We start from the raw sequence: 24720 nt of genomic DNA, 5'->3' as shown, positions 1-24720 counted from the left end.
AGCGCCACCCAGTCCCATGCTTACGATTACCTCCCTTTTCGAAAACACGATCGCGAAATATCCGGACCGTCCGGCGCTCACCTGCGGCGCCACGACACTGACTTACGCGCAGTGGGACCGGCGTGTCAGGCGGTTCGCCCAGGCCCTGTTCAATCTGGGCATCCGGCAGATGGACCGGGTGGCGATCCTGCAGAAAACGTCGGATGCGACCCCCACCGCGTACCTGGCGTGCCAGCTGCTCGGTGCAATTGCCGTGCCGATGAACTTCCGCCTCTCGGCCAATGAGGCGGCGTTCATCCTGCGTGATGCGGGCGCCCGCGCAGTGATTTACGACGATTCGATGCTGCCGGTCGTGGGCAAGATCGAGCAGGCGCAGCCCGATCTGGGCACCTTCATCTGCGTGACGGGCGACGCGGCAGACACTTCAGGCTTGCCGGCGCATCACCACTCGTTCGAAGTACTGATCGAGGGTGTCGGCGAGCTCGATGCGCCGCTGCCGCGCCTGACGCCGGACGACATCTCGGCGCTGGTCTATACGTCGGGCACGACCGGCCGGCCCAAAGGCGCGATCCACACGCACGGCAACGACGTCGCGATTGCGATCAACGTCGTGATGGAATACCGCCTGGACGCCACCGACGCGGCGCTGCATATTGCTCCGCTTTACCACGTTGGCGGCATGCAGGCGTATTTCGTACCTCACATGATGGTCGGTGCCGCGAACGTGATCCTGCCACGCTACGAGCCGCTCGCCACGCTCGAGGCAATCGCCCGCCATCGCATCACGACGCTGTTCGCGGTGCCGACACAGATCCAGGACATGCTCTTCCATCCGGATTTCGCCTCCATCGACGTGAGCAGTCTTCGCATGATCACGACCGGCGGTGCCGCCATCACCGCGGCGACGATGCAGCGCGTGATCAGCGAGTTCTGTCCGAACGTATTCAACGGCTACGGGATGACGGAAGCCAGCCTGACGTTGCTGCTGCATCCGCGCGATGCGCTCGCGTATCTCGGCTCGTGCGGCAAGCCAACGCTGATCAGCACATGCCGGGTCGTGACGAACGATCCGGAGCGCGCCGTTACACCGGCAGACATCGTGCCGCCCGGCGAGGTCGGCCAGCTGATCGTGAAAGGCCCCCAACAGGTCGTGGGGTACTGGAACAATCCGGTCGAAACAGAGAAAAAGTTCAGGGGCGGCTGGCTCTACACCGGCGACCTCTTCAGCGTCGATGAAGACGGTTACTTTCATTTTCACGGCCGTGCGGATGACATGATCGTCTCCGGCGGCGAAAACATCTACCCGCGCGAGGTCGAGGAAGTTTTGTATCACTGCCCCGGCGTGCAGGAAGCGGCGGTGATCGGGGTACCGGACCCGAAGTGGGGGCAGGCAGTGACCGCCTTCGTCGTGCGCAGCGACGCGAAGCTGACCGAAGCCGACATCATGGCGTTCTGCAAGGCAGGCGACGATCTCGCGCCCTACAAGCGACCGAAGAAGGTCTTCTTTGTCGAGCAGTTGCCGCATAACCCGAGCGGCAAGGTGCTGCGGCACGAACTGGCCGGCCCCGTCTATCAACGCATGCTTGCTGGAGCCTCGCAATGAACGAGCCCGTACTGTACGAGCAGGATGGCTTCGTCGTCACGCTGACACTGAACCGCCCTTCGACCCGCAACGCCCTCACGGAAATGGAGGTGGTCGACGCGCTGGTTTCGAGCCTCGAGCGCGCCCAGGCCGATATCACGGTGCGGACGATCGTGCTGACCGGCGCGGGCCCCGCGTTCTCATCGGGTGGCAACATCAAGCACATGCGCGATGAGGTCGGCACCTTCGCCGGCGGAGCGGGACGGATCCGCGAGAACTATCGGCGCGGCATCCAGCGTATCCCGAAAGCGTTCCATGAACTCGACGTGCCGTGCATTGCCGCCGTCAACGGGCCGGCGTATGGCGCGGGCTGCGACCTCGCGCTGATGTGCGACATCCGCATCGCCGGGGCGAGCGCGGTGTTCGCGGAAAGCTTCGCGAAGGTCGGCATCATTCCGGGCGACGGCGGCGCCTGGCTGCTGCCCCGTGCGATCGGTCTGTCCCGCGCCTGTGAAATGATCTTCACGGGCAAGCCGATCGACGCGCGATGTGCCGGCGAGTGGGGGCTGGTGTCACGCGTTGTGCCGGATGGCGAACTGATGGAAACCGCCCTGTCGCTGGCGCGCGAAATCGCGGGCAATCCGCCTGACGTGCTGCGGATGTCCAAGCGGCTGGTACGCGAAGGGCGGAACGCACTGGCCGCAACGGCGCTGGGCGCATCCGTCGATCGACGCGGCGCAGACGCTCAGGCAGCAGTACGGATTTTCCAGCGAGCAGATTCGCGCAGTGAAGATCAGAACCTTCCATCATGGAATCCGCCTCGCCCATGCGCAGCCTGCAACGACCGAGCAGGCGCAGTACAGCCTGCTGTTCTCGGTGGCCGTCGCGCTCAGGCATGGGGTTGTCGATTTCAGCGCACTCCGGGATGAAGCGCTCAGGGATCCTGAAGTGCTCCGTCTGAGCCATTTGATACGCACGGAGGAACACGATGCATTCACTTCGCGCTTCCCGAGCCGGCGCATCGCCGACGTGAGCATCGAACTGCACGATGGCCGGCGCTTTGACTCTGGGCCCACCCAGGCGCTCGGCGATCCGGAGCGGCCGCTGGGCGCAGACCGGGTCCGGCAGAAGTTCCGCCGCTTTGCCGAGGGCGTCTGCGAACCAGGGCGGACGCAGGAACTCGAGCAGCGCGTGAACGAGCTGGGCGCGAACGATGCCGGGATTGCGCCGTTCCTCGATCTTATACTCGGGGAAATCCGGATCTGAGCGGCTGGGGCGACCAGTTCACGTCCGCTGACATTGCGTCGAACAGAAGCCGTTAGCGACCGGTGAACAATTTCGGAGCGCTTCCGCACAATCAATTCAGGGCTTCCATGGACCGATCAGAAATCGACGATGTTGACCGCTCGACGCAGCGGATGGGTTTCTTTCTCGTTCCGCATTTTTCGATGATGGCGCTGAGTTCCGTGACCGAGCCCCTGCGTGCTGCGAACCGCATGAGCGGCAGGCCGCTTTACAGCTGGCATTTGATCAGTGTGGATGGCGAGCCGGTCTCGTCGAGTTCGGGTTTCTCGCTACTGCCCGAATTTGCCATCACGTCTTCGCCGGAGTTGAGCCACCTGTTCGTGGTGGCGAGCATTGGCGTAGAGCACTACCGGAATGCGCAGGTGTTCGACTTTTTGCGGCGCTATGCAGCGATGGGCATCGCGCTTGGGGGGATCAGCCTGGGCACGGCGATCCTCGCACGCGCCGGGTTGCTGGAAGGGCGCCGCTGCACGATCCACTGGGAAGCGCTCAAGGAGCTCGGTAACGAATTTCCCACACTCGACGTGACCCGCGATCTGTACTGCATCGACGGCGACCGGATGACCTGCAGCGGAGGCACGGCGGCCATCGACATGATGCTGGACCTGATTGCGCGCCAGCACGGTAACCAGTTGGCCGCGGAGGTGGCCGACCAGTTCATCCACACTCGCATGCGAACGGCGCAGGAAAGCCAGAAAATGGCAATCCAGTGGCGCTATCGCGTCGAAGACCGGCGCATCGTCAATGGCATCACGCTGATGGAACAGAACATCGAACGACCCATCCCGATGAAAACCATCGCCTCGCTGGTCGGTATCTCGCCACGCCAGTTCGAGCGAATGTGGCTCAAGCATTTCAATGTCGGTCCCGCGCAGTTCTATCTCGAACTCCGGTTGAAGGCAGCGCAGAAGCTGCTGCGGGAATCGACGTGGTCCCTGCTCGACATCGCAATGCAGTGTGGTTTCGCAAGCCCATCGCACCTCGGGCGCTGCTACAAGCAGTTCTTTGAGCGAACCCCGGGCCAGGAACGCGCGGCCAGCGGCACGCCATAGCGGATCGCGCCGGATCACGCCACACCGCCCGTCGGTTCGCCCGCTGGTTCACCCCCTATCAGCCGGGTGCGGGGCTCGGCGTGCCTTTTTTGATCAAAGAGCCATTGAATGTCGGTGGATACATTCGCGTTCCGTCTCAAGGTGCTTTTCGAGCACAAGAAGCTAAGCCTGCAAACGGTAGCCGACGCCGTCGGCATTTCGCGTCCTGCGGTCCACAAGTGGACGCGCGGCGGCGAGATCGACTATTCGAATCTGCGCCGCCTTGCGGCATTCCTCGATGTAAGCTGGGTATGGCTGCGCTACGGCGACGAAGCCGTGAAGGATCTCGGCGTCAGCGCTAGCCCGGATCTGCCCATGACAGATCTGCGTCGACGCTATACGGCCGAAATCGTGTCGAACGAAGCGCGTATGAGAGAGGCGCAGCAAGCATCCGGAATCGTGACGTGGGAATGGAATCTCGTCACCGACGAGCTCATCTATTCCGACAACTGCGCAAAGCTCTACGGCCGTGAGATTCACAGCAACGACGAATTCTGGCCCATCCTGCACCCCGTAGACTCGATCTGGCTCAATGCCGAGGCGATGCACGAAGTCATCGTGGACGGGACTTCCCACGTATGGAATTTCCGCATTATTCTGCCGGACGGCCGGATACGCTGGATCGAATCGCGTTTTGCCACGCTGCTCGACGACGCAAGGCGCCCCATGCGGGTTCTCGGCATGACCATCGATATCAGCGCGCGCAAGGAGGCCGAATGCGCGGAGGAAAGGCGCGTGCAACTTTTGAACGACGCCGAACGCATGGAAGGTTTCGGTGCCTGTCGTTGGCTGCGCAACCAGGACGAATTGATCGTGTCGAGCGAATGGTGCCGGCTATTCTGCGTCGATCCGGGTTCGGCGCCGTGCCATTACGCGGACCTCGCCAGGTTCATCAACCCGGACGACCGCGCCGCACGGGACACCGCCATCGACGAAGCGATCGCGAAACGCACGGACTATCGCGTCCTGTACCGCACGTCGCTGCCCGACGGCACATGGCGGCTCGTCGTCGAGGAGGGCCACGCGCGCGCGTCGCCGCATGGCGACGATGTGTGGCTCACGGCACTCTGCCGCGCGGCCAGGCCCGCCGACCTGGCGGCAGCGGCGAAGCCTGCCGCAGACAGCCCGGCGGTGCCACTGCCGTTGCCGCGCTGAGACTGCGTTTGAAACATCACGAATGGGCGATCCTGATCATCAGCAACGGCCATCGGTACGGCGGGCTTCTCTCGCGCGGTCATCCGGCGCGCGCGACCGGCATTGCGGAGCGCTGGTTACTGCCGCATGCCGATCGCGACACGATTAAATGCATTCATCAGCGCGATGGCGACCGTAAGATCCGAGATCTCCGCTTCGCTGAAATGCGGCTTGAGCATCTCGAACGTTTTATCCGGCGCATGCGTCTCGTACACGCGTGTCAGCGCCTCGGCCCATTCCAGTGCCGCACGTTCCCGCTCGCTGAATAGCGTGCTCGCATGCAAACCCTGATAGGCGTCGGCGGACAGTTTTCGATAGTCGAGTCTCAGAGGCGTAGTCATGCGGTTTCAGCGCACCAGCACCAGGGCAGGACGATCCGCGAGCAGGCCAAACTTGCCTTCGGCCGTGGATTTGAATGTCCGGCCAACACGTAATACGAAATCAATCCAGAGCTTCAACGCAGCGGGCACCGTGAAGTTATGCATAGGCGTACTGATCAGCAAAGCGTCGCTGCGCCCACCCCGCTTGCCGCGCTTCGTCACGTACTGCATCGATCAGCCGCTCGCCAAGACGCTGACTACGCGCGTGCTCCGAACGTACCCTGAAACAATGCGCTGCCGACTGTGAAACCCCACGTCCTGGCGTCAATCATAACCTTGACGCGCGCCTCGCTGTCGATGCTGCCGGCCGCGATGACGGGAACCGGCACGGCTTCGGTGACGCGCCGCGTCAGCTCGGCCGGATCGGTGAGCTGTCGGTTGCGCTCCATGAATTGACAGGTCTTGCAGCCGCACTCCACTCAGGTCGCCATTGTCCTCCAGATGCCATCCATACTGATCGCCGCCGTCAGCGCGAGCGTGTCGCAATGGCTGGCCCCTGAAACCAGGGGCAAAAGCCTCGGCGAAACGGCCTCCGGGTTTTCGCACTAGCACCAGCGGGAGTTTTCGATAAACTCTGGTCGGGGCGCCGGGATTCGGCATGCCCCGGCCCCACCTCAAGCACTCAGGATTCTTTGCATATGTTCTCTGCGGCAATCTTCGACATGGACGGATTACTGATCGATTCGGAGCGAACGATCATGAACACGTGGATCGCCGTCGGACAGGAACTCAGCGTTCCTGTCCGCCCGGTCGACTACGCCGAGATCATCGGGCGGTCGCTGCCTGAGTGCCACGCGATGCTAGCCAGGATGTTCGACGCAGAGCCGGTGTTTCAGGAAGCGCTTGCGCGAGTTCGCCAGCGCTTGCACTCTCCGACGACTCCACCGGTATTTCCACTGAAGCCGGGAGTACATGATCTGCTGACCACGTTGGTCAAAGCTGGAGTCCCCTGCGCGGTAGCGTCGTCATCGAGCGGACAAGAGATTAGATCCCGGCTTGCACGGGTCGGCGTGCTCGACTTCTTTGATGCGATTGCCGGGGGCGATGAAGTCGTCCGCGGTAAGCCGGATCCGGCCGTGTACGAGCTTGCGGCTTCTCGTCTGGAGAAATCGCCGGGCGATTGCCTGGCGTTTGAGGATAGTGAGAACGGTGTGCTTGCCGCACATCGCGCGGGAATACGAGTCGTGACGGTGCCAGACCTGAAGCAACCGTCGGTCGAAGTCATCGGGGTTAGCTTTGCAAAGCTGGAGAGTCTTGATCAGGCGATCGAATGCGTTTCTACGTGGTTCGGCGTAGAACTTCTGACGCAGGACACCTCTCGCGATGTCGTGAACGACAGTGCACACCAGAACTTTCCATGTAAGTGACGATTGGTACCGCTATCTATCGTTGCGATAGCAACCCTGGTCGGCAGCAAACCGTCTGTTTCTGCCACCGAATTCCATATGCCTTCCGTATCGTTGTGCAATTAATTCGATATTTTACATATCGAACCAGGTTCCCTACCATCCGATCGAATAGCACGATGCGCGAGCCGCCCCGGCGACGCGTCCGGTCAGCTGTATTCCACGAGGTAATCTCGATGAAGGAGAATCTCGGCCTCACGCGCGGGATGGCGACGCTGTTCGCGCTCGCCTGCGGTGTGATTGTCGCCAACGTCTATTACGCACAGCCGCTACTCGCGACAATCGGGGCCGCGTTCGGTCGCCCGGCATCCGATCCCGGCTATCTCGTCACGCTCACCCAGCTCGGCTACGCAGGAGGTTTTATCCTGATCGTGCCGCTCGGCGACGTCGTCGACCGCCGCGCGCTCGTGTTACGCCTGCTCGCCGCGAACGTCATCGCGCTCGGCATCATTGCGTATAGCCCGAACTACGTGACGTTCGCTGCCGGCTGCCTGCTGCTCGGCGTCACCTCTTGCTCGACACAGATCCTGATCACGATGGCTGCATCCCTTGCCGATCCCGCATCGCGCGGCCGCACAGTGGGCGTCGTGATGAGCGGGCTGTTGCTCGGTGTACTGCTCGCACGGATCGTCGCCGGCTATGTCGCTTACTGGGCGGGCTGGCGCGCGATCTATGCGATCGCGGGGGTGGCCGGCATCGCAATTGCCGCCGTGCTCGCGATCGCGCTACCCAAGCGCGTGCATGCGACCGTGCAATTCCGCTACGCGAGCCTGCTTGCGTCGCTCGCGCAACTCATGCATCGTGAACCGCTGCTCGTGCTGCGCTCGGTCTATGGGGCCCTCGCATTCGCGTGCTTCAGCATCGTGTGGACAGGGCTCGTATTCGTGCTGAGCAAGCCGCCCTATGGATACGACGAAGCGCAGATCGGGCTGTTCGGGATCGTCGGCGTGATCGGCGCGCTTGCCGCGCAGTCGGCCGGACGGTTCGTGGACCTCGGCCACGAGAACAAGGCGACCGGGATGTTCGCCGCGATGATTCTGATTGCGTTCGCACTGCTCGCGGGGGGCGGCACGTCGCTGCCGCTGCTGATTGCGGGCACGCTGCTCCTCGACGTCGGCGTGCAGGGACTGCACATCGTCAACCAGGGCGTGATCCTCGCCATCGACGAAAGCGCGCGCAGCCGGATCATGACCGTGTATCTCGCGAGCTATTTCGTGGGCGGTGCGCTGGGTTCGAGCGTGGCCGGAGCCGCGTGTTCGGTTGCTGGGTGGCTTGGCGTTTGCGCGGCGGGTGGCGCGTTTGCGGGCATTGCGTTGCTTGTGTGGATTGGCACGCAAAGCGTGTGGCGATCGCGGCGCGTAAGCGAGCGCTGAGGCACACTGAACGCTTTGGCGTTTCCACAAGGAAATGCCAAAGCGCTATAAGCAGAGCCAAAACCACCACGTCCCTAGAACTTCGCGCGAATGCCCACCCCAAAGGTGTCGCCGTACGACTCGCCGGAAATCTTGTCACCCAGATAGGCGGCATAAACGTCCGTCCGTTTGGAGAGCGGATAGTCATACCCGATAGCCCATGTTTTGCGGTTCTGGTCAAAACCCCCGGTGTCCTTTGAATAGACATACGAAGCCATGATCGTACCGACTCCAACAGGTACCGTGAAACCGAACTGTCCCGTGCTTACGTGGTAGTTTCCCGTTACGACGGAATTGCCCGTATACATGTACTGGCCATAAAACCTGATTATCCTGAAGTTGTAGCTCACACCAAGCTGGCCGATGCTCTGGCTGCGCAGGCCAGCGACAACATTTGCCGAACCTGGCGTCAGAAAATCGTTTGCCACGTTCTTGTAGTTGACGTACTGATAGACTACGGTCGCCGCGAATGCATTATTTACGTATAACAGCTGCGCGCTATCTTTGTGCTGGCCGCCCTCCCCCGCCCCATTGCCAAACGCGTACATCGTCGATGCGGACAGGCCCGAGAAGTTCGGCGAGGACCAGCCAACCGCGTTACTCCAGCCCGAGTCGCCTATTGCACCCTGGTCTGTGCGGTAAGCGGGAAACGTACTGGTGCCGAGATACGTGTGGAGGATCATCGGCGAGAACTGGTAGGAATCAACGAAGGGGTTGAACAAGATCGTCGAAACGAACAAATTCGACGTCATGCGGCCCGCAGTCAACGTACCGTACGGCGACAGTATTCCCACATAGGCGTTGCGTGCAAAAAACGTGTCCCCCTGGAAGCGACCGCTCTGGCCATTCTGGGCCCGAAAGAACGATTCCAGCGCGAAAATCGCCTGGTATCCCCCGCCCAGGTCTTCGCGGCCTTTCATGCCCCAGTACGAAGTGGACATCCCTCCTCCCAGCACGCCCCACGCACGCTGGTTGCCGGGAAACTTCTGCGCGCCGACCCACTCGTCTATCTGACCATAAAGCTGCACGCTGGATTGCGCTTGCGCTGACCCCATGAATGCCCCGTAACAAATCGTGGCGACGAGGGCCGCGTTTGTCACGCGATGGCCTTTTCTTCCCAGTTTCATACGGTTTCCACTCGACAAGAATTGTTTTTCAGGCCGGCAGATTCGCCATGCCACCTCGCCAGCAGAGTCTGATTTCGAGTAAACGGCGTATTGAACAGGAGTCCGATTTATTTTTATCGGTAAAATTTTTTATGCCACTCAATCCACTTCGCGAAACAACCGTCCCCAACCGCGGACGTCGTGCGTGTCCACGCCCACGATCCGCAACGACTTCCATACCGCCGTCGCCACCGTGTCGTATACGGGAATGCCGAGCTCGGCCTCGAGTTCTTCTACGAGCGGCGCGGCGCGCAGGTTCGTGCAGAAGGTCGTGATTGCCTGGGGCGACGCGCGCGCGATGTCGCGCACCGCCGCACGGATCTGCGTATCGGTGACTTCGGCGAAGCTGTAGTTCACCTCCAGCCCCAGATGCCGCTCGGCCACGCATTCGAAGTCGTGGCGGCCGTAGTTCTCGACGATCCTGCGCTGCACATCGTCGAGATACGGCGTCGCGAGGCCGAAGCGGCGCACGCCCGTATGATCGAGGATCTCGTTGAGCGCGAGCACCGAGGTGCTCGCCGGTATGCCGGTCGCCTCGGTAATGCGCCGGCACAGCTCGACGTCGCCGTCGAAGCCGAGCCAGCCCGCCGAGGTGCCGCTCCACGCGATCACGTCGACGTGCGCGTGCGCGAGCAGACGCGCCGCGTCGAGGATGCGCTCGAAGTCGAACTGATCGGTCGCGCGCGCGGCCAGCGAAATCTCGGTCACGGGAAAGCGCGAGAAATGCGCGCTGACGCCGGGCAGGCCGGCGATCATCGCGCTCGTCAGCGGCTCCAGCACCGTGTTCGACGACGGTGTCAGCATGCCGAGATGGATACGTTTTGCCATTGAAACAGGGCTCCCCGGCATCGGGCGAAAACGCCCGACGCCAAAAGGTCGTCAGATCAGGCGTCCGTGCAAACCGGCTCGCGCCACGCGCACAGGTCAAGCATCACCTGGAGGCGCCGGCGATCGAGGTTGCGGCCGATGAACACGATCTTGCTCTCGCGCACCTCGTTCGCCCACGGCTCGGCTGCGTGCAGATCGAGTTGCCGGTGCACCGCCTGCACGATATGGCGGCGGTCATCGCCCGCGATGTCGAAGATGCCCTTCATGCGGAACACGTCGTCGCCCTGCGCGGCGAGCAGCGCGCGCAGGCCTGCTTCGAGCCGGGCGAGGTCGAACGGCCGGTCGAACACGATCGATACTGAGCTTACCGAAGGATCGTGGCGATGGCTGAGATCGTGGCCTGCCTCGTGGTGATCGTGCGCGCATGTTTCGTCGCAGACGTGATCGTGGTCGTGCTCATGGCCGTGGTCGTGCACCTCGTGATCGTGCCCATGATCGTGGTCGTCGAGGCTCGTGCTCGCCGGTGTGAAGCCGCCGATACCGAGAATCTTCGTCAAGTCGACCTGCGCGTAATTCGAGCGCAGAATCTGCGCGCCTTCGTTGAGCCGGTGCAGCCGCGCTTCGAGCGCGGCCACCGCATCGCCGTTCACGAGATCGGTCTTGTTCACGATGATGCGGTCCGCCGCGACGATCTGGTCGACGGCCTGATTGTCGAAGCCGTGCAGTTGCGGATCGTCGAGATGGCTCTCGATATGCAGCGCATCGACGAGCGTCACCACGCCGTCGAGCGCCACCTGGCGCGCGACGTCGTGATCCATGAAGAACGTCGCGGCAACGGGCGTCGGGTCCGCAAGGCCGCTCGTCTCCACGAGAATGTGATCGAACTTCTCGGGCCGCTCGAGCAGCTTCTGCAGGATCTTCACGAGATCCGTGCGAACGTCCACCGTGCAGCAGATGCAGCCGTTCGTCATCTGGAAGATTTCCTCGTCGGAGGTCAGCACGAGATCCGAATCGACGTCCACTTCGCCGAACTCGTTCTCGATCACGGCGATGCGGTAGCCATGACGCTCGGTCAGGATGTAGTTGAGCAGCGTCGTCTTGCCCGAACCGAGAAAGCCCGTCAGGATCGTGACCGGCACCTGCGAAATGGATTGCGTGTTGAACTGGCTCATGGTGGTGTCTCCTCCGGTTAATCAGGTCGCGGCGGCGTCGGCGCGCAGCCCTTGCCAACGGCCAACGAGCCCCGCGATCGCAACAATCAGGCGCTTCTTCATGATGCGCTCCGCGATGCCCGTGACGCGAATCCCGCGAGTAGCTGCGCGGCGCGCGTCATCGCGTCGGCGCCAATCTGTGCGCGCACGCCGTCGAAGTTCGGGCCGCGCGTGGCGTCGAGCCCCATGCGCGAAGTCGTGCCCACGCCCGACGCGGACGGATCGAGCGCGCTGCCCGGCAGCCCGTCCACGATCACGACGTCCAGATGCGGCTGCAGATGCGTGGCGATCGCCCACAGCACTTCCTCGTCGCGCGTGACGTCGACGTCGGCGTCCACCGCGACGACGGTTTTCAGATACGGGTCCCAGCCGAGCAGCCCCAGCATCACCTGGCGCGCCTCGCCGGGCCGCGACTGCTTGAGCGCGACGTAAGCATGAAAGTGCGTGCCCGAGGACGGATAGTGCACCGCGCTCACGCTCGGGAAACGCTCCTTGAGCTTCTCGACCATTTCGGATTCGCGCGGAATGCGGCCGAGATTCAGGTGCTCGGCGGAATTGCCGCCCGTCACGTCGATCAGGATCGGCTCGTGACGGCGCAGCACGCTCTCCACCTTGAACAGATTATTAGTAGAACGATCGGACGAATAACCGGTGAACTCGCCGAACGGCCCTTCGTCGGCACGCGCGTGCGGATCGATCACGCCTTCGAGCACGAATTCCGCGAACGCGGGGACCTCGATGCCGTAACGCGGCGTCTTCACGACGTCGAGCGGCGCGCCCAGCAGGCCGCCCGCGACGTGCCGCTCGTCGACACCATACGGCAGGCGCGCGGCGCCCGCGAGCATGAAAAGCGGATGCGCGCCAATCACCATCGCGACCGGCAGCGGCTTGCCGAGCGCCTGCGCGCGCTGCAGCATGCGCCACAGGTGGCCGCGCGAATGCAGGCTCGTCGCGATCCCGGTGGGCGAATGCAGCATCGAGCGGTGATAGCTCGCGTTGCCAATGCCGGTCTCGGGATCGTTAGCGATCAGGATCGCGTTCGTGATGTACGGGCCGCGATCGGTTTCGAAGTGGCGGATCGTCGGGATCGTGGTCAGGTCGACGCGTTCGGTCTCGACCGATTCGAGCACGGGCCCATCGGCGACGACGCGCGGCGCCACCATGCGGCGGCTGCGCGCCTGAAATTCGGCGTGGAGGTTGTGCACGTTCGTATCGAGCATCCACGCAATGCGCTTTCTCGAAGCGAACACATTGGTGACGAGCGGCGTACGCCAGCCGTCGATCTGCTCGAACGCGAGCAGCGGATGGCGGCCCTGCGCGGCCAATTGCCAGACGAGTGCGGTCGGGTCCTGATTGGCACTCACGCGCTCGCGGATCGCGAGCACGTCTTCGGGATGCGCCGCGCGATACGTGGCGAGGAAATGGCGAAAGTCCTGCGGATCGGCATCTACGCGATCGAGAGCGGACGAACGGGACGATGTCATGGTGTGGGTTCCTTGTCATCAGCCTTCCAACCGCGCGGCGCCGCGTACGACACGCGGCGCCGCGCCCTTGCGCTCGGCTGCTATCGCGGCCCGGTGCGCACGCGATGCGCGCACCGGGCCGCCGCTTCCCCGGCTTGTCAGGCGGGGACGTCGTCGAGCGAAGCGTAGCTGTCCGTCAAGCGCAGCTTCGCTTCCTCCTGGTTGCGCGGCGGCGGCGAGGTCTTGATGCCAACGAGACGCGCAATGTTGTTGCCCATATAGTCCTCGAGGCCGTCCTCGTCGAGATCCATACCCTGCGGCGCGGGTCCGCACAGCATTTCGAGTTCGCGCAGCCACATGCCGGGCTCGTTCGGCGGCGAATCGGTGCCGAACACAATCTTCTTGCGCGGCAACTCGCGTGCGAACTCGACGATGCGCGACTGGAAGCACCAGCCCGATTCGCATACCACGTTGGGCGTATCCATCGCCATCCAGAACGCCTCGAACGAGTAATTGCCACCCGTCTGAATGCCGAAGTGTCCGATGATGAAGTTGACCATCGGGAACTCGCGGATGATCGGGTAGAACATCGTCGGGATCGTGTACGGGCCGTCGCCCGTGTGGATCAGCACGACGATGTTGTACTTCGCGCACATCTTCATGGCGGGGCGCAGCCAGTCGAGCGCGCGGTCCGGGCGGTAGCCGTGCATGTTGGCGTGCAGCTTGAGCATCTTGAAGCCGTACTCCTTCACGTGGAATTCGAGTTCGAGCGCGCCCTCTTCGGGGCCCCAGCGCGGGTTGAAGGTGAAGTTGCCGATGAAACGGTCCGGGTACTTCTGGCACAGCTCCGCGATATACGACATGTAGTCGCGAATGCCTTCACGGCCGCGGCGGTTGCCGTCGCGGTAGCCGGTGTTGCCCGGCGGCGGCTGGATGAAACCCATGTCGATGCGGCGCGGCTTGCCGTTGATGATGTACGGGCCGTCCATCATCTCCAGCAGGCGTTCGCCGGTAAACGGCGTGCCGGTGTGGCGCCACGCCTCGTCGACGAGATTGGTCGGATGCAGATGGGTATCGATGATCATGCGTATGCTCCGGTTTCGTGTGGCGTGACGCGCTTATGCCGCGAGCAGCGACTGCGCTTCTTCGACGGTCCTGGGCGCCGGTGTCGGCGTGAGGCCGATCATGCGCGCGGTGTTGTTGCCCAGATAGTCTTCGAGCGTGTCTTCGTCGAGATTGAGGCCTTGCGGCGGCTCGAAGCACAGCACTTCGAGCAGGCGCAGCCACATGCCGGGTTCGTTGGGCGGCGTATCCGAGCCGAACAGGATCTTGTGCCTGGGCAGCACCTTCGCGAACTCCACGATGCGCGACTGCAGGCACCAACCCGATTCGCAATACACGTTGGGCAAGTCCATCGCGAGCTGGAACGGCTCGAAGCAGTACACGCCGCCGGTTTGGACTCCGAAGTGAGCCATGATGAAATTGACCGTGGGGAACTCCTTGATCATCGGCACCCATTCGGTCGGGATGCTGTACGGGCCGTCGCCGGTGTGCAGCTTGACCATCACGCCCAGCTCGGCGCACTTCGCGAGCGCGGGGCGCAACCAGTCGAGCGCGCGGTCCGGCCGGTACGCGTGCATATTGGCCTGGAACTGCACCATCTTGAACCCGAGCTTGCGCACGTAGTGCTCGATGGCGTTCACTCCGTTTTCCACGCCGCAGCGCGGGTTATAGACGAAGCAGCCGATGAAGCGGTCGGGATACTTTTGCACCATCTCGACCGTGTAGGCCATATAGGCATCGATCGATTCGCTGCCCGACTTCACGCCGTCGGTCCAGGTGTAGATGGTGTTGCCTTGCGGCGGCTGGATAAACGCTTTGTCGACGCGGCGCGGCTTGCCGTTGATCAGGAACGGACCGTCCATCATCTCGATCAGGCGTTCACCGGTAAACGGGTCGCCGTCGTGCCGCCAGGCGAGATCGACGAGATTGGTCGGATAGCAGCTTGTGTCGATAATCATGCGGGCTCTCCTCGCAGTGCTTGAACTGGAAGACAGCAGGCCACGGCGCGCGACGCAATGCGTGCGGCGTATGGACTGCCTCGGTTTCGGGAGCACTGTGAGCGCGGCGAGGATTCCGATTGGCGCCACCGACAGAAACTCCGTCAGTGAGCAATCTCCAATTGAACGATCGCGGCGTTGCGCCGCTGGCTGTTCGATCGACCGCTTCTACCCACGGGCGAATGATGCCGCCGGTGAAATTCGTTTGTCAAGCCGTAGTTGCACCAGCCGCGTGCCGAATGCACAGGCGTGCGTCATTGGCCGTCGGTGGCTTTTTACGTGGATTTTGCCGTCACTTCGCGGCGCCACGCATCGGTCACTTCCGCCAGCAACGCCAGAAAGTTCTGGAGTGCGGGCAGCGTTTCGTCACGGCGCACGGTGGCATACAGATCCGCATTCACCGTGCGATCGTCGAGCGCGACGAACACGACGTTCTCGCGCGGCGTGGTCGAGAGCGACTCCGGCAGGACGCTCACGCCCACACCGGCGCCCACGAGGCTCAATATCGTCTCCGGGTCGACCGATTCGTGCAGCACGCGCGGCTGGAAGCCATCGCGCGTGCAGGCGGCGAGCACGTCGCGAACGATCGGGCTCTGGGTATTCAGGAGTACGAAGGCATCGCCCGATAGCGCCTTGAGCGGCACGCGGCGGCGCTTCGCGAGCGGATGCCCGCCGGGGAGCGCGGCCATCAGCGGCTGCGGATACACGCGGATCGAGTGCAATTCGCTGCGCCCGGTCGCGTTGCAGGCAAAGCCGACATCGATCTTGCCCCGCAGCAATGCGTCCTGCTGCTGGTCCGGCACCAGTTCGTGCAGCGTCCACTCCACATCGGGGTTGCGCTTCTGGAACAGGTGCATGGTGCGCGGCAGCGGCCCGTACATCACCGAGTTGATGATGCCAATGCGGAGATAGCCTTCGAGCCCATCGGCCACGCGGCGCACGAGTTTTTCAACCGAGTCGCAGTCGCTCACGATACTGCGCGCGCGCACGAGCAGCGCCTCGCCAGCGCGCGTGAGGCGCGCGCCGTGGCGCCCGCGCACGAACAGCGTCACGTGCAGCGATTCCTCGAGCGCCATGATCTGCTGGCTCAGCGGCGGCTGCGAGATGTGCAGGCGCTCGGCGGCCCGGCTGAAGTTGCCCTCCTCCGCCACCGCGATGAAATAGCGCAACTGGCGCAGATCCATATGTACCTCGTATCGATTGGATTCCTAAATCGTATTTCACATATCGATTTTGCGCATATAGGCTTTACCCACACAACGCACAAAGTACGCCGGGGCAGGACTGCATCGCTTGCGGCCCGCTCTTCATCGACGCACAGCCGCGCCACGCGGCGGCCAGGAGACACCATGACGATGCTGAACATCAACGGTGCCGAGCGTTCGGTCGACGCGCCCCCCGACACGCCGCTGTTGTGGGTGCTGCGCGATTCGCTGCATCTGTGCGGAACGAAATTCGGTTGCGGCATGGGATTATGCGGCGCCTGCACCGTGCATCTGGAAGGCGCCGCCGTGCGCTCGTGCCAGTTGCCGCTCGCCGCCGTCGCGGGCAAGCGGATCACGACGATCGAGGGGCTCGGCACGCCTGAGTCGCTGCATGCGGTTCAAGCGGCATGGCGCGACGAGGACGTGCCGCAGTGCGGCTACTGCCAGTCGGGGCAGATCATGTCGGCGGCCGCGCTGCTCGCGACGACGCGCACGCCGAGCGACAGCGACATCGACGCCGCAATGGCGGGCAATATCTGCCGCTGCGGCACCTACGACCGCATCCGCCGCGCGATCCATCGCGCGGCCGGCACCTTGCGCGACAAGGCGGCGGCATGAAGCGCCACGCCCCGTTGACCGAAGCCGCGCCCACGTCGAGCGGCCGCCGCCGCTTTCTGCAGACGAGCGCCACGCTCGCGGGCGGACTGCTGCTAGAAATCGGCGGCGCGGGCATCCGCACCGCACTCGCGGCGCCGATCGGCGACAGCACGGCCGGCCGCTTCGCGCCGAACGCGTGGGTGCGGATCGCACCGGACGGCCAGATCTTTCTGGTGTGCCACAAATTCGACAGCGGCACCGGCGTGAAGAACGCGCTCGGCATGCTGCTGGCCGACGAGCTGGATGCCGACTGGTCCCATGTACAGGTCATTCAGCCCGACGACCCGCTCGCGACGGTATACATGCAGAAGTTGTGGGGCATGGTCGCGACCGGCGGCAGCACCAGTGTGTCGTGGCAATGGGAGCCGCTGCGGCGGGCGGGCGCGACGGCGCGCGCGATGCTCGTCGCCGAGGCCGCGCAGCGCTGGTCCGTCGATCCCTCCACGTGCCGGACCTCGAACAGCGAAGTGATCCACGCGGCGAGCGGGCGGCGCTTGAGCTATGGCGAACTCGCCACCGGCGCCGCCGCCCAGCCTGTGCCGCAACAAGTGACGCTCAAGCGCCCCGACCAGTTCGTGCTGATCGGCAAGTCGCGCCGCAGCTATCGTGTCGTCGAGAAACTCACGGGTCGCGCGCAGTACGCGATCGACGTGAACCTGCCCGGCATGCTGACCGCCATCGTGGTCCACCCCGATGTCGTCAACGCGAAAGTGAAGTCGTTCAACGCGGCCGAGGTGAAGGCGCTGCCCGGCGTGCACGATGTATTCGCGCTGGAGATCCCCGAGGAGATCGCGCACTTCCGGCCCGATCATGCGCCCGCACGCGTCGCGAACGGCGCGTGCCAGCCAGGCGTCGCGATCGTGGCCGACCAGTTCTGGAACGCGCAACGCGCGCGCAAGGTGCTGAAGGTTCAATGGGAGCCTGGCGATTTCGCGAACTTCAATTCCGACGATGTGGTCGCCGAAATGAAGCAGCACGTCGACGACCCGGGCAAGGCGGCGAGCGCAAAGGGCGATGCGAATGCCGCGTTCGTGCAGGCCGCGCAAGTCGTCGAAGCGGTGTACACGATGCCCTATAAAGCGCATGCGCAGATGGAGCCGCTTAGCATCGTCGCGTCGGTGCAGCCCGACTCGGTCGACTACTGGGGTGGCGTTCAGGTGCCGTCGCGCTGCGCGCAGGCGGCCGAGACCATCGCCGGCGTCCCGCGCGAGAAGGTCCGTATTCATCTGACCCAGGCCGGCGGCAGCTTTGGTGCTCGCGAAGGACTCCATCAGATTCTCGAGGTGACCTTCATCTCGAAGCGCGTCGGCAGGCCGGTCAAGCTGCTCTATAGCCGGGAAGACGACATTCGCGGGCTCTACTATCAGAGCGCGAGCGTGCACAAGGCGCGTGCGGCGCTCGACGCATCGGGCCGCGTAACCGGCTTGAGCCTGCGCGCGGTCGTGCCGTCGATCAAGGAGCCCGACGACCCCGGCTTTCTGCAGAAATTCCCGGTCGATCCGAGCTGCACCGAGAGCATGCACGCGGACTTCCACTACGACATCGGCACGCTCGATCTCGCATGGGTACGACATGAACCCGGCTTTCCGATCTGGTGGTGGCGCGCGGTGAGCTTCGTGCCCAATGTGTTCGCGATCGAGAGCATCACCGACGAAGCCGCGCATGCGGCCCGCCAGGACCCGATCGCGTATCGCAGTGCCATGCTGACGAGCCGCCCCGAGTTGCGCGCGGTGCTCGAACGCGCGGCAACGCTCGCGCACTGGACGCCGCACGGTACGCGCGACGCGGACGGCACACAGCGCGGCATGGGCGTGGCGATCTACAACGGCTACCAGAGCTTCATCGCGATCATTGCGGAAGTCGCCGTGAAGGACCACACCATCGCGGTGCGCAAGGTCACCTGCGTGGTCGACTGCGGGATCGCCGTCGATCCGGGCTCGGTGCATCAGCAACTCGCGGGCGGCATCCACTGGGGCGTCAGCACCGCACTGATGAACGTCGTGCATATCGAGCACGGTCAGGTACGCGAGAGCAATTTCCACGACTATCCCGTGCTGCGCATTCACGAGGCGCCCGTCGTCCAGATCGAGTTGATGCCGCCAACCAACCGCAAGCCAGGCGGCATCGGCGAGCTCTCGAATCCTCCCGTCGTGCCGGCCATCGGCAACGCGATCTTCGCGGCGACCGGGCAGCGCCTGCGCGCCACCCCGTTCGCGCTCGCCTGAATGCGCACCGGCTCGCTGCGCGGCGAGCCGGCGCATGCCTGCCTCATCCCAACAAACCTGGCAGTCAGCCAGAGAGCAAGGAGACATTCCGATGTCAGCAAAACTCGATCCGGTACGACGCCAGACCGCCCCCGTCGATAGCGTGCCCAAAGTGCCGCTGCTCCTGATGCTGGGCCTCCAGCACGTGCTCGTGATGTATATCGGCGCGGTTGCAGTGCCCATGATTATCGCAAGCGCGCTGAAGCTGCCGAAAGAGTCTGTCGCAGTGCTTATCAATGCGGACCTCTTCACCTGCGGCATCGCGACGATCCTGCAATCGGGCGGCATCTGGCGCTTCGGCGTCCGCATGCCGGTCATGCAAGGCGTCGCGTTCAGCGCCGTCCCGCCGATCCTCGTGATCGCAACGGCGCCCGGGCTCGGGCTGACCGCCGTGATCGGCGCGGTGATCGCAGGCGGCGTGATCACGATGCTGCTCTCGCCCGTGTTCGGCAGACTCGTGCGGTTCTTTCCGCCCATTGTCGGCGGCTCGATCGTGATGGTCGTGGGGCTGTCGCTGTTTCCGGTGGGCGTGAACTGGATCGGCGGAGGCAAGGGCTCGGCCGACTTCGGCGCACCGCAGAATCTCGCGCTCGCGGCATTCGTGTTCGTGACGATCCTCGCGATCAACCGCTGGCTCAAGGGCTTCTGGTCGAATGTCTCGGTGCTGCTCGCGCTCGCGATCGGCATGATCGCCGCGATCCCGTTCGGCATGGTCAATTTTCATGGCGTCGCGCAGGCACCGCTGATCGACATGATCAAGCCGTTTTACTTCGGCATGCCGGTCTTCGATCCGATCGCGGTGGGCACGATCGTCGTCGTGATGGTAATTGTCATGATCGAGTCGATGGGGCTCTTCATCGCGACCGGCGACGTGGTCGACAAGCAACTCACGGCGGCGGAGATGACGAACGGACTGCGTGCGAATGGTCTCGCGAGCCTGATCGGCGGGATTTTCAACGGTTTCCCTTACACGATCTACAGCCAGAATATCGGTCTGCTCGTGGTGACCGGCGTGAAGAGCCGCTGGGTTGCGGTAGCGGCCGGGGTGATCCTGTGCCTGCTCGGGCTGCTGCCGAAGCTCGCGACGATCGTGGCGTCGGTGCCGTTGCCCGCGCTTGGCGGTGCCGCGCTGTTCATGTTCGGCGTCGTGACTTCGACCGGGGTGAAGACGCTTGCGCGGGTCGATTTCGAAACGAGCCGTCGCAATCTGTACATCGTCGCAGCCACATTGGCCGTTTCGCTGCTGCCGACCTTTTCCCCCGCGCTGTTCGCACGCTTGCCCGGCGCCATCCAGCCGATCCTGCATAGCAGCATTCTGCTCGCGTGCCTCACTTCCGTGGGCCTCAATCTGCTGTTCAATGGCATACCTCGCCCGGATTCGCACGCTATGGCCGGCGCCGGCAACCCAATCGGTTTCGTCACGCACCAGGATGGCGTAACCCGCTGAACCTTCCGAACGCCCGTCGAAGACGACATGGCGGCCCGATGTTGGGTCGTGGCACCGTAAGCGTGATCGTCTCCAGTGCTCGCACCTCCTTCGGAGCACTGTTCCGCCCTCCCCCGTGAGGGCTTTTTTCGTGCTGTGGCTGCCAGCTTCGGGTTTCCCGCAAACACAGAAAGTTGCGGGCCATCCGGGAGATACGGTGTATTGGCACGCCACCCACCCCTCGCATCGGCATAAGGATTGCTTGGCCTGCCGGTTGATGTGCATACAGCGCCGGGATAGACTGCTATCCACGTTACCAGAACAAGCAGGAGTGCGGCCTTGGGGTCGATGCCTTCAGAGTTGTTGCGGGTGGTCGTGCTGGGAGGATCGGCGGGCAGCCTGAATGCGCTTCGCACGATCGTCGCCGCGCTGCCAGGCGATCCCGCCTTCGCCGTGCTCGTCATTACACACCTCGACCCGAGCGAGGAAAGCCGGCTAGCCGACATCCTGCAGTCGGATTCGCGCATGCCCGTCGAAAAACTCGTCCACCTGCGCAAGATCGAGCACGACCGGATTTATGTGCTGCCCGAGAACGCCGGCGTGATCGCGCTGGACGGCCATTTCCGGCTCACGCGCCGGCAGGCCGGGCTGAATCTGCCGATCGACGCCTGCCTGGCCTCCCTCGCGCAGGATCCGGACGTGAGCGGCGCGGCGGTCATCCTTTCCGGCACCGGTCAGGATGGCGCCGGCGGCCTGGTCGATCTCAAGGCCTCGGGTGGACTCGTCGTTGCCCAGCAGCCGCAGACGGCCAGCCAACCAGGCATGCCCACTGCGGCGATCGACACCGGCCTGGTCGACGAGGTGTTACCGCCGGAAGACATCGCCCAGTGTCTGGTCCAGCGCTTCGGCGACCCGGCGCGGCGCGACGAGGCGCCCGATGCGCAGACGGGCGACGCCGACGCGCTCGGTACTGCGCTCACCCTGGTGCAGCAAAAGACCGGCATCAATCTCGGCTACGTCAAGGATGTGAACCTGCGCCGGCGGTTCTTGCGCCGCGTGCTGCTGCAGAAAGACCGCGACGTGAGCGGCTACCTGCAATTGCTGCGCGGCGATGCGCGCGAAGCCGAGGCGCTGCGCGACGACATCCTGATTGGCGTCACCGCCTTCTTCCGCGATGCCGAGTTTGTCAACGTGTTGCGCCAGTCGGTGATTCCCGCCCTTCTGGAACTGAAACACGACCCGATCCGCGTATGGGTGCCGGCCTGCTCGACAGGCGAGGAGGTCTACACCATCGCCACGCTGCTAAGGGAGGCGCTCGACCGCGAGGCACCGCGTCGCCGTGTGCAGATCTTCGGTACCGACATCAACGAGGCGTCGATCGAGATTGCGCGCGCTGGCCGCTATGGCTTCGCCGCGGTCGACGACGTGCCGGAGGCGTTTCGCGACAGCACCTTCGCCGCCACCTCCGGCGGCTATGTCGTGCGCAAGTCAATTCGCGATATGTGCGTGTTCGCGCGGCACAACGTGCTGACCCACGCGCCGTTCTCCGGCATGGGACTGATCAGCTGCCGCAACCTCCTGATCTATCTGCGCAAGGAAGCGCAGCAGCATGTGCTCGAGGTGCTGCACTACGCCTGCCGCTCCGACGGCTTTGTGCTGCTGGGTCGCGCCGAGGCAACCTCGGGAACCGACGGCTTCGAGCACGCCGGCGCCCCGCACCTGTATCGCAAGGTGCCGGCCACCAAGCGGCAGCAGGCGACCTTCCCCATCGATGCATTACGGCCATGGGCCAGCCAGGGCGGCACACCGCCGGCGCGCCGCACGCAGCCGGTCGACCCGGTCATCGAGGCTGCCAATCGCGCCGCGCTGGAGCGCTATGTGCCGCCCGGCTTCGTGGTCGACGAAAAAGGCGACGTCGTGCACTTTCGCGGCGACGTGTCGGGCTTTGTCGCGCCGGCCAGTGGTGAAGCCTCGCTAGCGCTGCCGCGCCTGTTGCAGCCCGAACTGAACGTGACGGTGCGTACCGCGCTGATCGAAGCGAAGCGGACAAACCAGCCTGTGCGGCGCGAGCGCGTAGCGCTCGGCGACAAGCGCTTCGCGCTGGAAGTGCTGCCGCTAACCGCCGACGATCTGGTACCCCATTTCCTCGTCACCCTGCGGCGCGCGTCCGACGAAGCGCACGACCAAACGCACGACGAAGCGCACGCGGAGCAGAGCTCGAACGCGGGCTCGCCCCACAGTCGGGTCCAGGAACTCGAGCGCACCGTCACTACGCTGTCCGACGAACTGGAGGCGGCACAGGCACAGCTCAAGACGGTGGTTGCCGAATTCGAATCGGCCAACGAGGAGCTACGCACCGCCAATGAGGAAATGCTCAGCACCAACGAAGAGCTGCAGAGCGCCAATGAGGAATTGCTGCTCGCCAAGCAGGAGCTGGAGTCGGCCAACCAGGAGCTGGGCTCATTGAACGACGAGCTCAAGGCGCGCAATCAGCAGCTCGATCGGGCCAACGATGACTTGAGCAACCTGGTCGAAGGCATCCCGTTGCCGGTCGTGCTGCTGGACAGGCAGCTGCGCCTGCGTCATTTTTCGCCGCAGGCCCAGGCGCTGTTCGGCTTGCCCGACGACAGCGTCGGGCAGCCGATGGCGCCAATGAACCACCTCTTCTCGGCCGCCGACCTCGAGCGCGTTGTGCAGTCCGCCGTCCAGGGACTGGCAGATGTGGAGCACGAGTACAAGGACAGCAAGGACCGCTGGTGGCTGGTCAACGTGCGTGCCTACCGGACCGCCGACGACCGCATCGACGGTGCAGTGCTCGCCTTCCAGGACATCGACGAGCTCAAGCGTGCCGTCAGCACGGCGCAAGTGGCCCGGCGCGACGCCGAGCGCGCCAACACGGCCAAGGACAACTTCCTCGGGCTCGTTTCGCACGAGCTGCGCGCGCCGCTGAACGTGATCTCCAGCTGGGCGGCCGTGCTCATGACCGCAAGCGAGCGCGGCCTGCACGCCGACGAGAAAACGGGTCGGCACGCGGTGAAAACCATCCTGCGCCACTGCCAGTTGCAGGCTGAACTGATCGATGACCTGCTGGACGTCTCCCGGATTTCCTCGGGCCGCTTCTCGCTCGACGCGAAGCCGCTCGACTTCGCGGCGGCCGTGCGTACCGTGGTGGAAAGCAACCGGCCAGTAGCGGCCAGGAAAGATATCACTCTGGCCACCTCCGGCCTGCAGGGCCAGGCCGTCGTCAGCGGCGACGTGCGCCGGCTGCAGCAGGTCGCATCCAACCTGATCGGCAATGCCTTGAAGTTCACGCCGCAAGGCGGCCGCGTCGAGGTCGCGTTGACGCGTCTGGGAACGCTGATTGAACTCTCGGTCACAGACAACGGCATTGGCGTCAAGCCCGAGCTGCTGCCGCATCTGTTCGACCGTTTCATGCAGGCCGACACGGGCCGCACGCGCGAGTACGGCGGGCTCGGCTTGGGTCTGTCAATCGTCAAGCACCTCGTCGTGGCGCACGGCGGCACGGCGGTGGCAAGCAGTGAAGGCGAAGGCCGCGGCACGAGGCTCACGGTGCGCCTGCCCCTGGTGCAGGCTGCGGTGGCCGAGCATGAGCCGGTTGCACGCGCGTCAAACGAGTCGGTGCATCTGGATGGCTTGTCTGTACTGCTGGTCGACGACGACACGCAGGCGCAGGAAGCCCTGGCGTACCTGCTGCGCAGCCTCGGGGCGCAGGTGCAAACGGCCTCCGGCGCCAAAGAGGCGCTGGCCTGCCTCACCGCTGGCTCGTTCGACATTCTGGTGAGCGATCTTGCGATGCCCGGCGCCGACGGCCATGACCTGCTGCGCGGTATTCGCGATCGCGAAGGCGCCCGGCGGCGCATCTACGCGCTTGCCCTCACCGGTCTGGCCTCGCTGCAGGATCGGGACGCCGCGATCGCCGCGGGCTTTGACGACCACCTGCCCAAGCCGGTAAACGCTGAAGTGCTGCTGGAGAAACTGTCGCTTGCACGGGGCCGATAAGGTCCCGCTGGTCACACCTTGCACGCGCATCGACCCATTCAGGATCGACA

The 24720-nt window shown here is 64.0% G+C and carries 19 protein-coding genes and 2 pseudogenes; 11 read left to right on the top strand and 10 right to left on the bottom strand.

Translation table 11 applies throughout. From position 1 onward, the window contains the following. Positions 1-16: 16 nt before the first annotated feature. From U5775_RS26625 to U5775_RS26605, 5 genes and pseudogenes are all read left to right on the top strand, one after another. A complete protein-coding gene (locus U5775_RS26625) occupies positions 17-1603 on the top strand; it encodes a long-chain-fatty-acid--CoA ligase (protein WP_322061097.1) in 1587 nt (528 codons plus the stop codon). Continuing rightward, a pseudogene (locus U5775_RS26620) lies at positions 1600-2271 on the top strand (enoyl-CoA hydratase-related protein); the annotation flags it as partial. The gene U5775_RS26625 and the pseudogene U5775_RS26620, both read left to right, overlap by 4 nt. Next, on the top strand, positions 2222-2848 hold the full coding sequence (locus tag U5775_RS26615; protein ID WP_322061155.1) for a hypothetical protein: 627 nt from the start codon (positions 2222-2224) through the stop codon (positions 2846-2848). The pseudogene U5775_RS26620 and the gene U5775_RS26615, both read left to right, overlap by 50 nt. 107 nt (positions 2849-2955) lie before the next feature. Continuing rightward, complete coding sequence (locus tag U5775_RS26610; protein WP_322061096.1) at positions 2956-3939, top strand: GlxA family transcriptional regulator; 984 nt, start codon at positions 2956-2958, stop codon at positions 3937-3939. 108 nt (positions 3940-4047) lie between these two features. Further along, positions 4048-5133, top strand: a complete 1086-nt coding sequence (locus U5775_RS26605) for a PAS domain-containing protein (RefSeq protein ID WP_322061095.1) — start codon at positions 4048-4050, stop codon at positions 5131-5133. 116 nt (positions 5134-5249) lie between these two features. On the opposite strand, the gene U5775_RS26600 is transcribed toward U5775_RS26605, so the two are convergent. From U5775_RS26600 to U5775_RS26590, 3 genes and pseudogenes are all read right to left on the bottom strand, one after another. Continuing rightward, entirely contained in the window at positions 5250-5513 is a 264-nt protein-coding gene (locus U5775_RS26600) for a hypothetical protein (protein WP_322061094.1), read from the bottom strand. A gap of 12 nt (positions 5514-5525) precedes the next feature. Further along, positions 5526-5684 (bottom strand): annotated as a pseudogene (locus U5775_RS26595) (NAD(P)H-dependent oxidoreductase); the annotation flags it as partial. A 65-nt stretch (positions 5685-5749) separates the two neighbouring features. After that, positions 5750-5941: a hypothetical protein gene (locus U5775_RS26590; protein WP_322061093.1), complete on the bottom strand. Its 192-nt coding sequence runs from the start codon at positions 5939-5941 to the stop codon at positions 5750-5752. A gap of 249 nt (positions 5942-6190) precedes the next feature. Here U5775_RS26590 and U5775_RS26585 point away from each other — a divergent pair, with 249 nt between their 5' ends. Beyond that, on the top strand, positions 6191-6919 hold the full coding sequence (locus U5775_RS26585; RefSeq protein WP_322061092.1) for an HAD family phosphatase: 729 nt from the start codon (positions 6191-6193) through the stop codon (positions 6917-6919). A gap of 215 nt (positions 6920-7134) precedes the next feature. Next, complete coding sequence (locus U5775_RS26580) at positions 7135-8331, top strand: MFS transporter (RefSeq protein ID WP_322061091.1); 1197 nt, start codon at positions 7135-7137, stop codon at positions 8329-8331. A 74-nt stretch (positions 8332-8405) separates the two neighbouring features. Here the strand turns inward: U5775_RS26580 and U5775_RS26575 are convergent, their stop codons facing one another. The 7 genes from U5775_RS26575 to U5775_RS26545 all read right to left on the bottom strand — a co-directional run bounded on the left by U5775_RS26575 (position 8406) and on the right by U5775_RS26545 (position 16282). Continuing rightward, a complete protein-coding gene (locus U5775_RS26575; RefSeq protein WP_322061090.1) occupies positions 8406-9497 on the bottom strand; it encodes a porin in 1092 nt (363 codons plus the stop codon). 138 nt (positions 9498-9635) lie between these two features. Next, complete coding sequence (locus U5775_RS26570) at positions 9636-10364, bottom strand: aspartate/glutamate racemase family protein (RefSeq protein ID WP_322061089.1); 729 nt, start codon at positions 10362-10364, stop codon at positions 9636-9638. A gap of 56 nt (positions 10365-10420) precedes the next feature. Continuing rightward, positions 10421-11536, bottom strand: a complete 1116-nt coding sequence (locus tag U5775_RS26565) for a GTP-binding protein (protein WP_322061088.1) — start codon at positions 11534-11536, stop codon at positions 10421-10423. Between the two features lie 98 nt (positions 11537-11634). Next, positions 11635-13059 carry a UbiD family decarboxylase gene (locus U5775_RS26560; protein WP_322061087.1) on the bottom strand — a complete coding sequence of 475 codons (1425 nt, stop codon included), beginning with the start codon at positions 13057-13059 and terminating at the stop codon, positions 11635-11637. Positions 13060-13196: 137 nt separating this feature from the next. After that, on the bottom strand, positions 13197-14123 hold the full coding sequence (locus U5775_RS26555; protein WP_322061086.1) for an amidohydrolase family protein: 927 nt from the start codon (positions 14121-14123) through the stop codon (positions 13197-13199). Positions 14124-14156: 33 nt separating this feature from the next. Further along, the gene (locus tag U5775_RS26550) at positions 14157-15059 is read right to left on the bottom strand and encodes an amidohydrolase family protein (RefSeq protein WP_322061085.1); all 903 of its coding nucleotides are present in this window, start codon (positions 15057-15059) and stop codon (positions 14157-14159) included. Between the two features lie 314 nt (positions 15060-15373). After that, on the bottom strand, positions 15374-16282 hold the full coding sequence (locus tag U5775_RS26545; protein WP_322061084.1) for a LysR substrate-binding domain-containing protein: 909 nt from the start codon (positions 16280-16282) through the stop codon (positions 15374-15376). Between the two features lie 165 nt (positions 16283-16447). Here U5775_RS26545 and U5775_RS26540 point away from each other — a divergent pair, with 165 nt between their 5' ends. The 4 genes from U5775_RS26540 (at position 16448) to U5775_RS26525 (ending at position 24670) form a co-directional block, all read left to right on the top strand. Further along, complete coding sequence (locus U5775_RS26540; RefSeq protein WP_322061083.1) at positions 16448-16921, top strand: (2Fe-2S)-binding protein; 474 nt, start codon at positions 16448-16450, stop codon at positions 16919-16921. Further along, positions 16918-19185 carry a xanthine dehydrogenase family protein molybdopterin-binding subunit gene (locus U5775_RS26535; protein WP_322061082.1) on the top strand — a complete coding sequence of 756 codons (2268 nt, stop codon included), beginning with the start codon at positions 16918-16920 and terminating at the stop codon, positions 19183-19185. Before U5775_RS26540 ends, U5775_RS26535 begins: the two co-directional genes overlap by 4 nt. Positions 19186-19276: 91 nt before the next feature. Then, entirely contained in the window at positions 19277-20671 is a 1395-nt protein-coding gene (locus tag U5775_RS26530; RefSeq protein WP_322061081.1) for a nucleobase:cation symporter-2 family protein, read from the top strand. 318 nt (positions 20672-20989) lie between these two features. Continuing rightward, positions 20990-24670, top strand: coding sequence for a CheR family methyltransferase (locus U5775_RS26525; RefSeq protein ID WP_322061080.1), 3681 nt, complete (start codon positions 20990-20992; stop codon positions 24668-24670). The last annotated feature ends 50 nt before the right edge of the window (positions 24671-24720 follow it).

Origin of the sequence: Paraburkholderia sp. J63 (assembly GCF_905220245.1) — a bacterium.
Taxonomy (GTDB): Bacteria; Pseudomonadota; Gammaproteobacteria; order Burkholderiales; family Burkholderiaceae; genus Paraburkholderia.
This window is presented reverse-complemented; position numbering and strand designations above follow the sequence as displayed.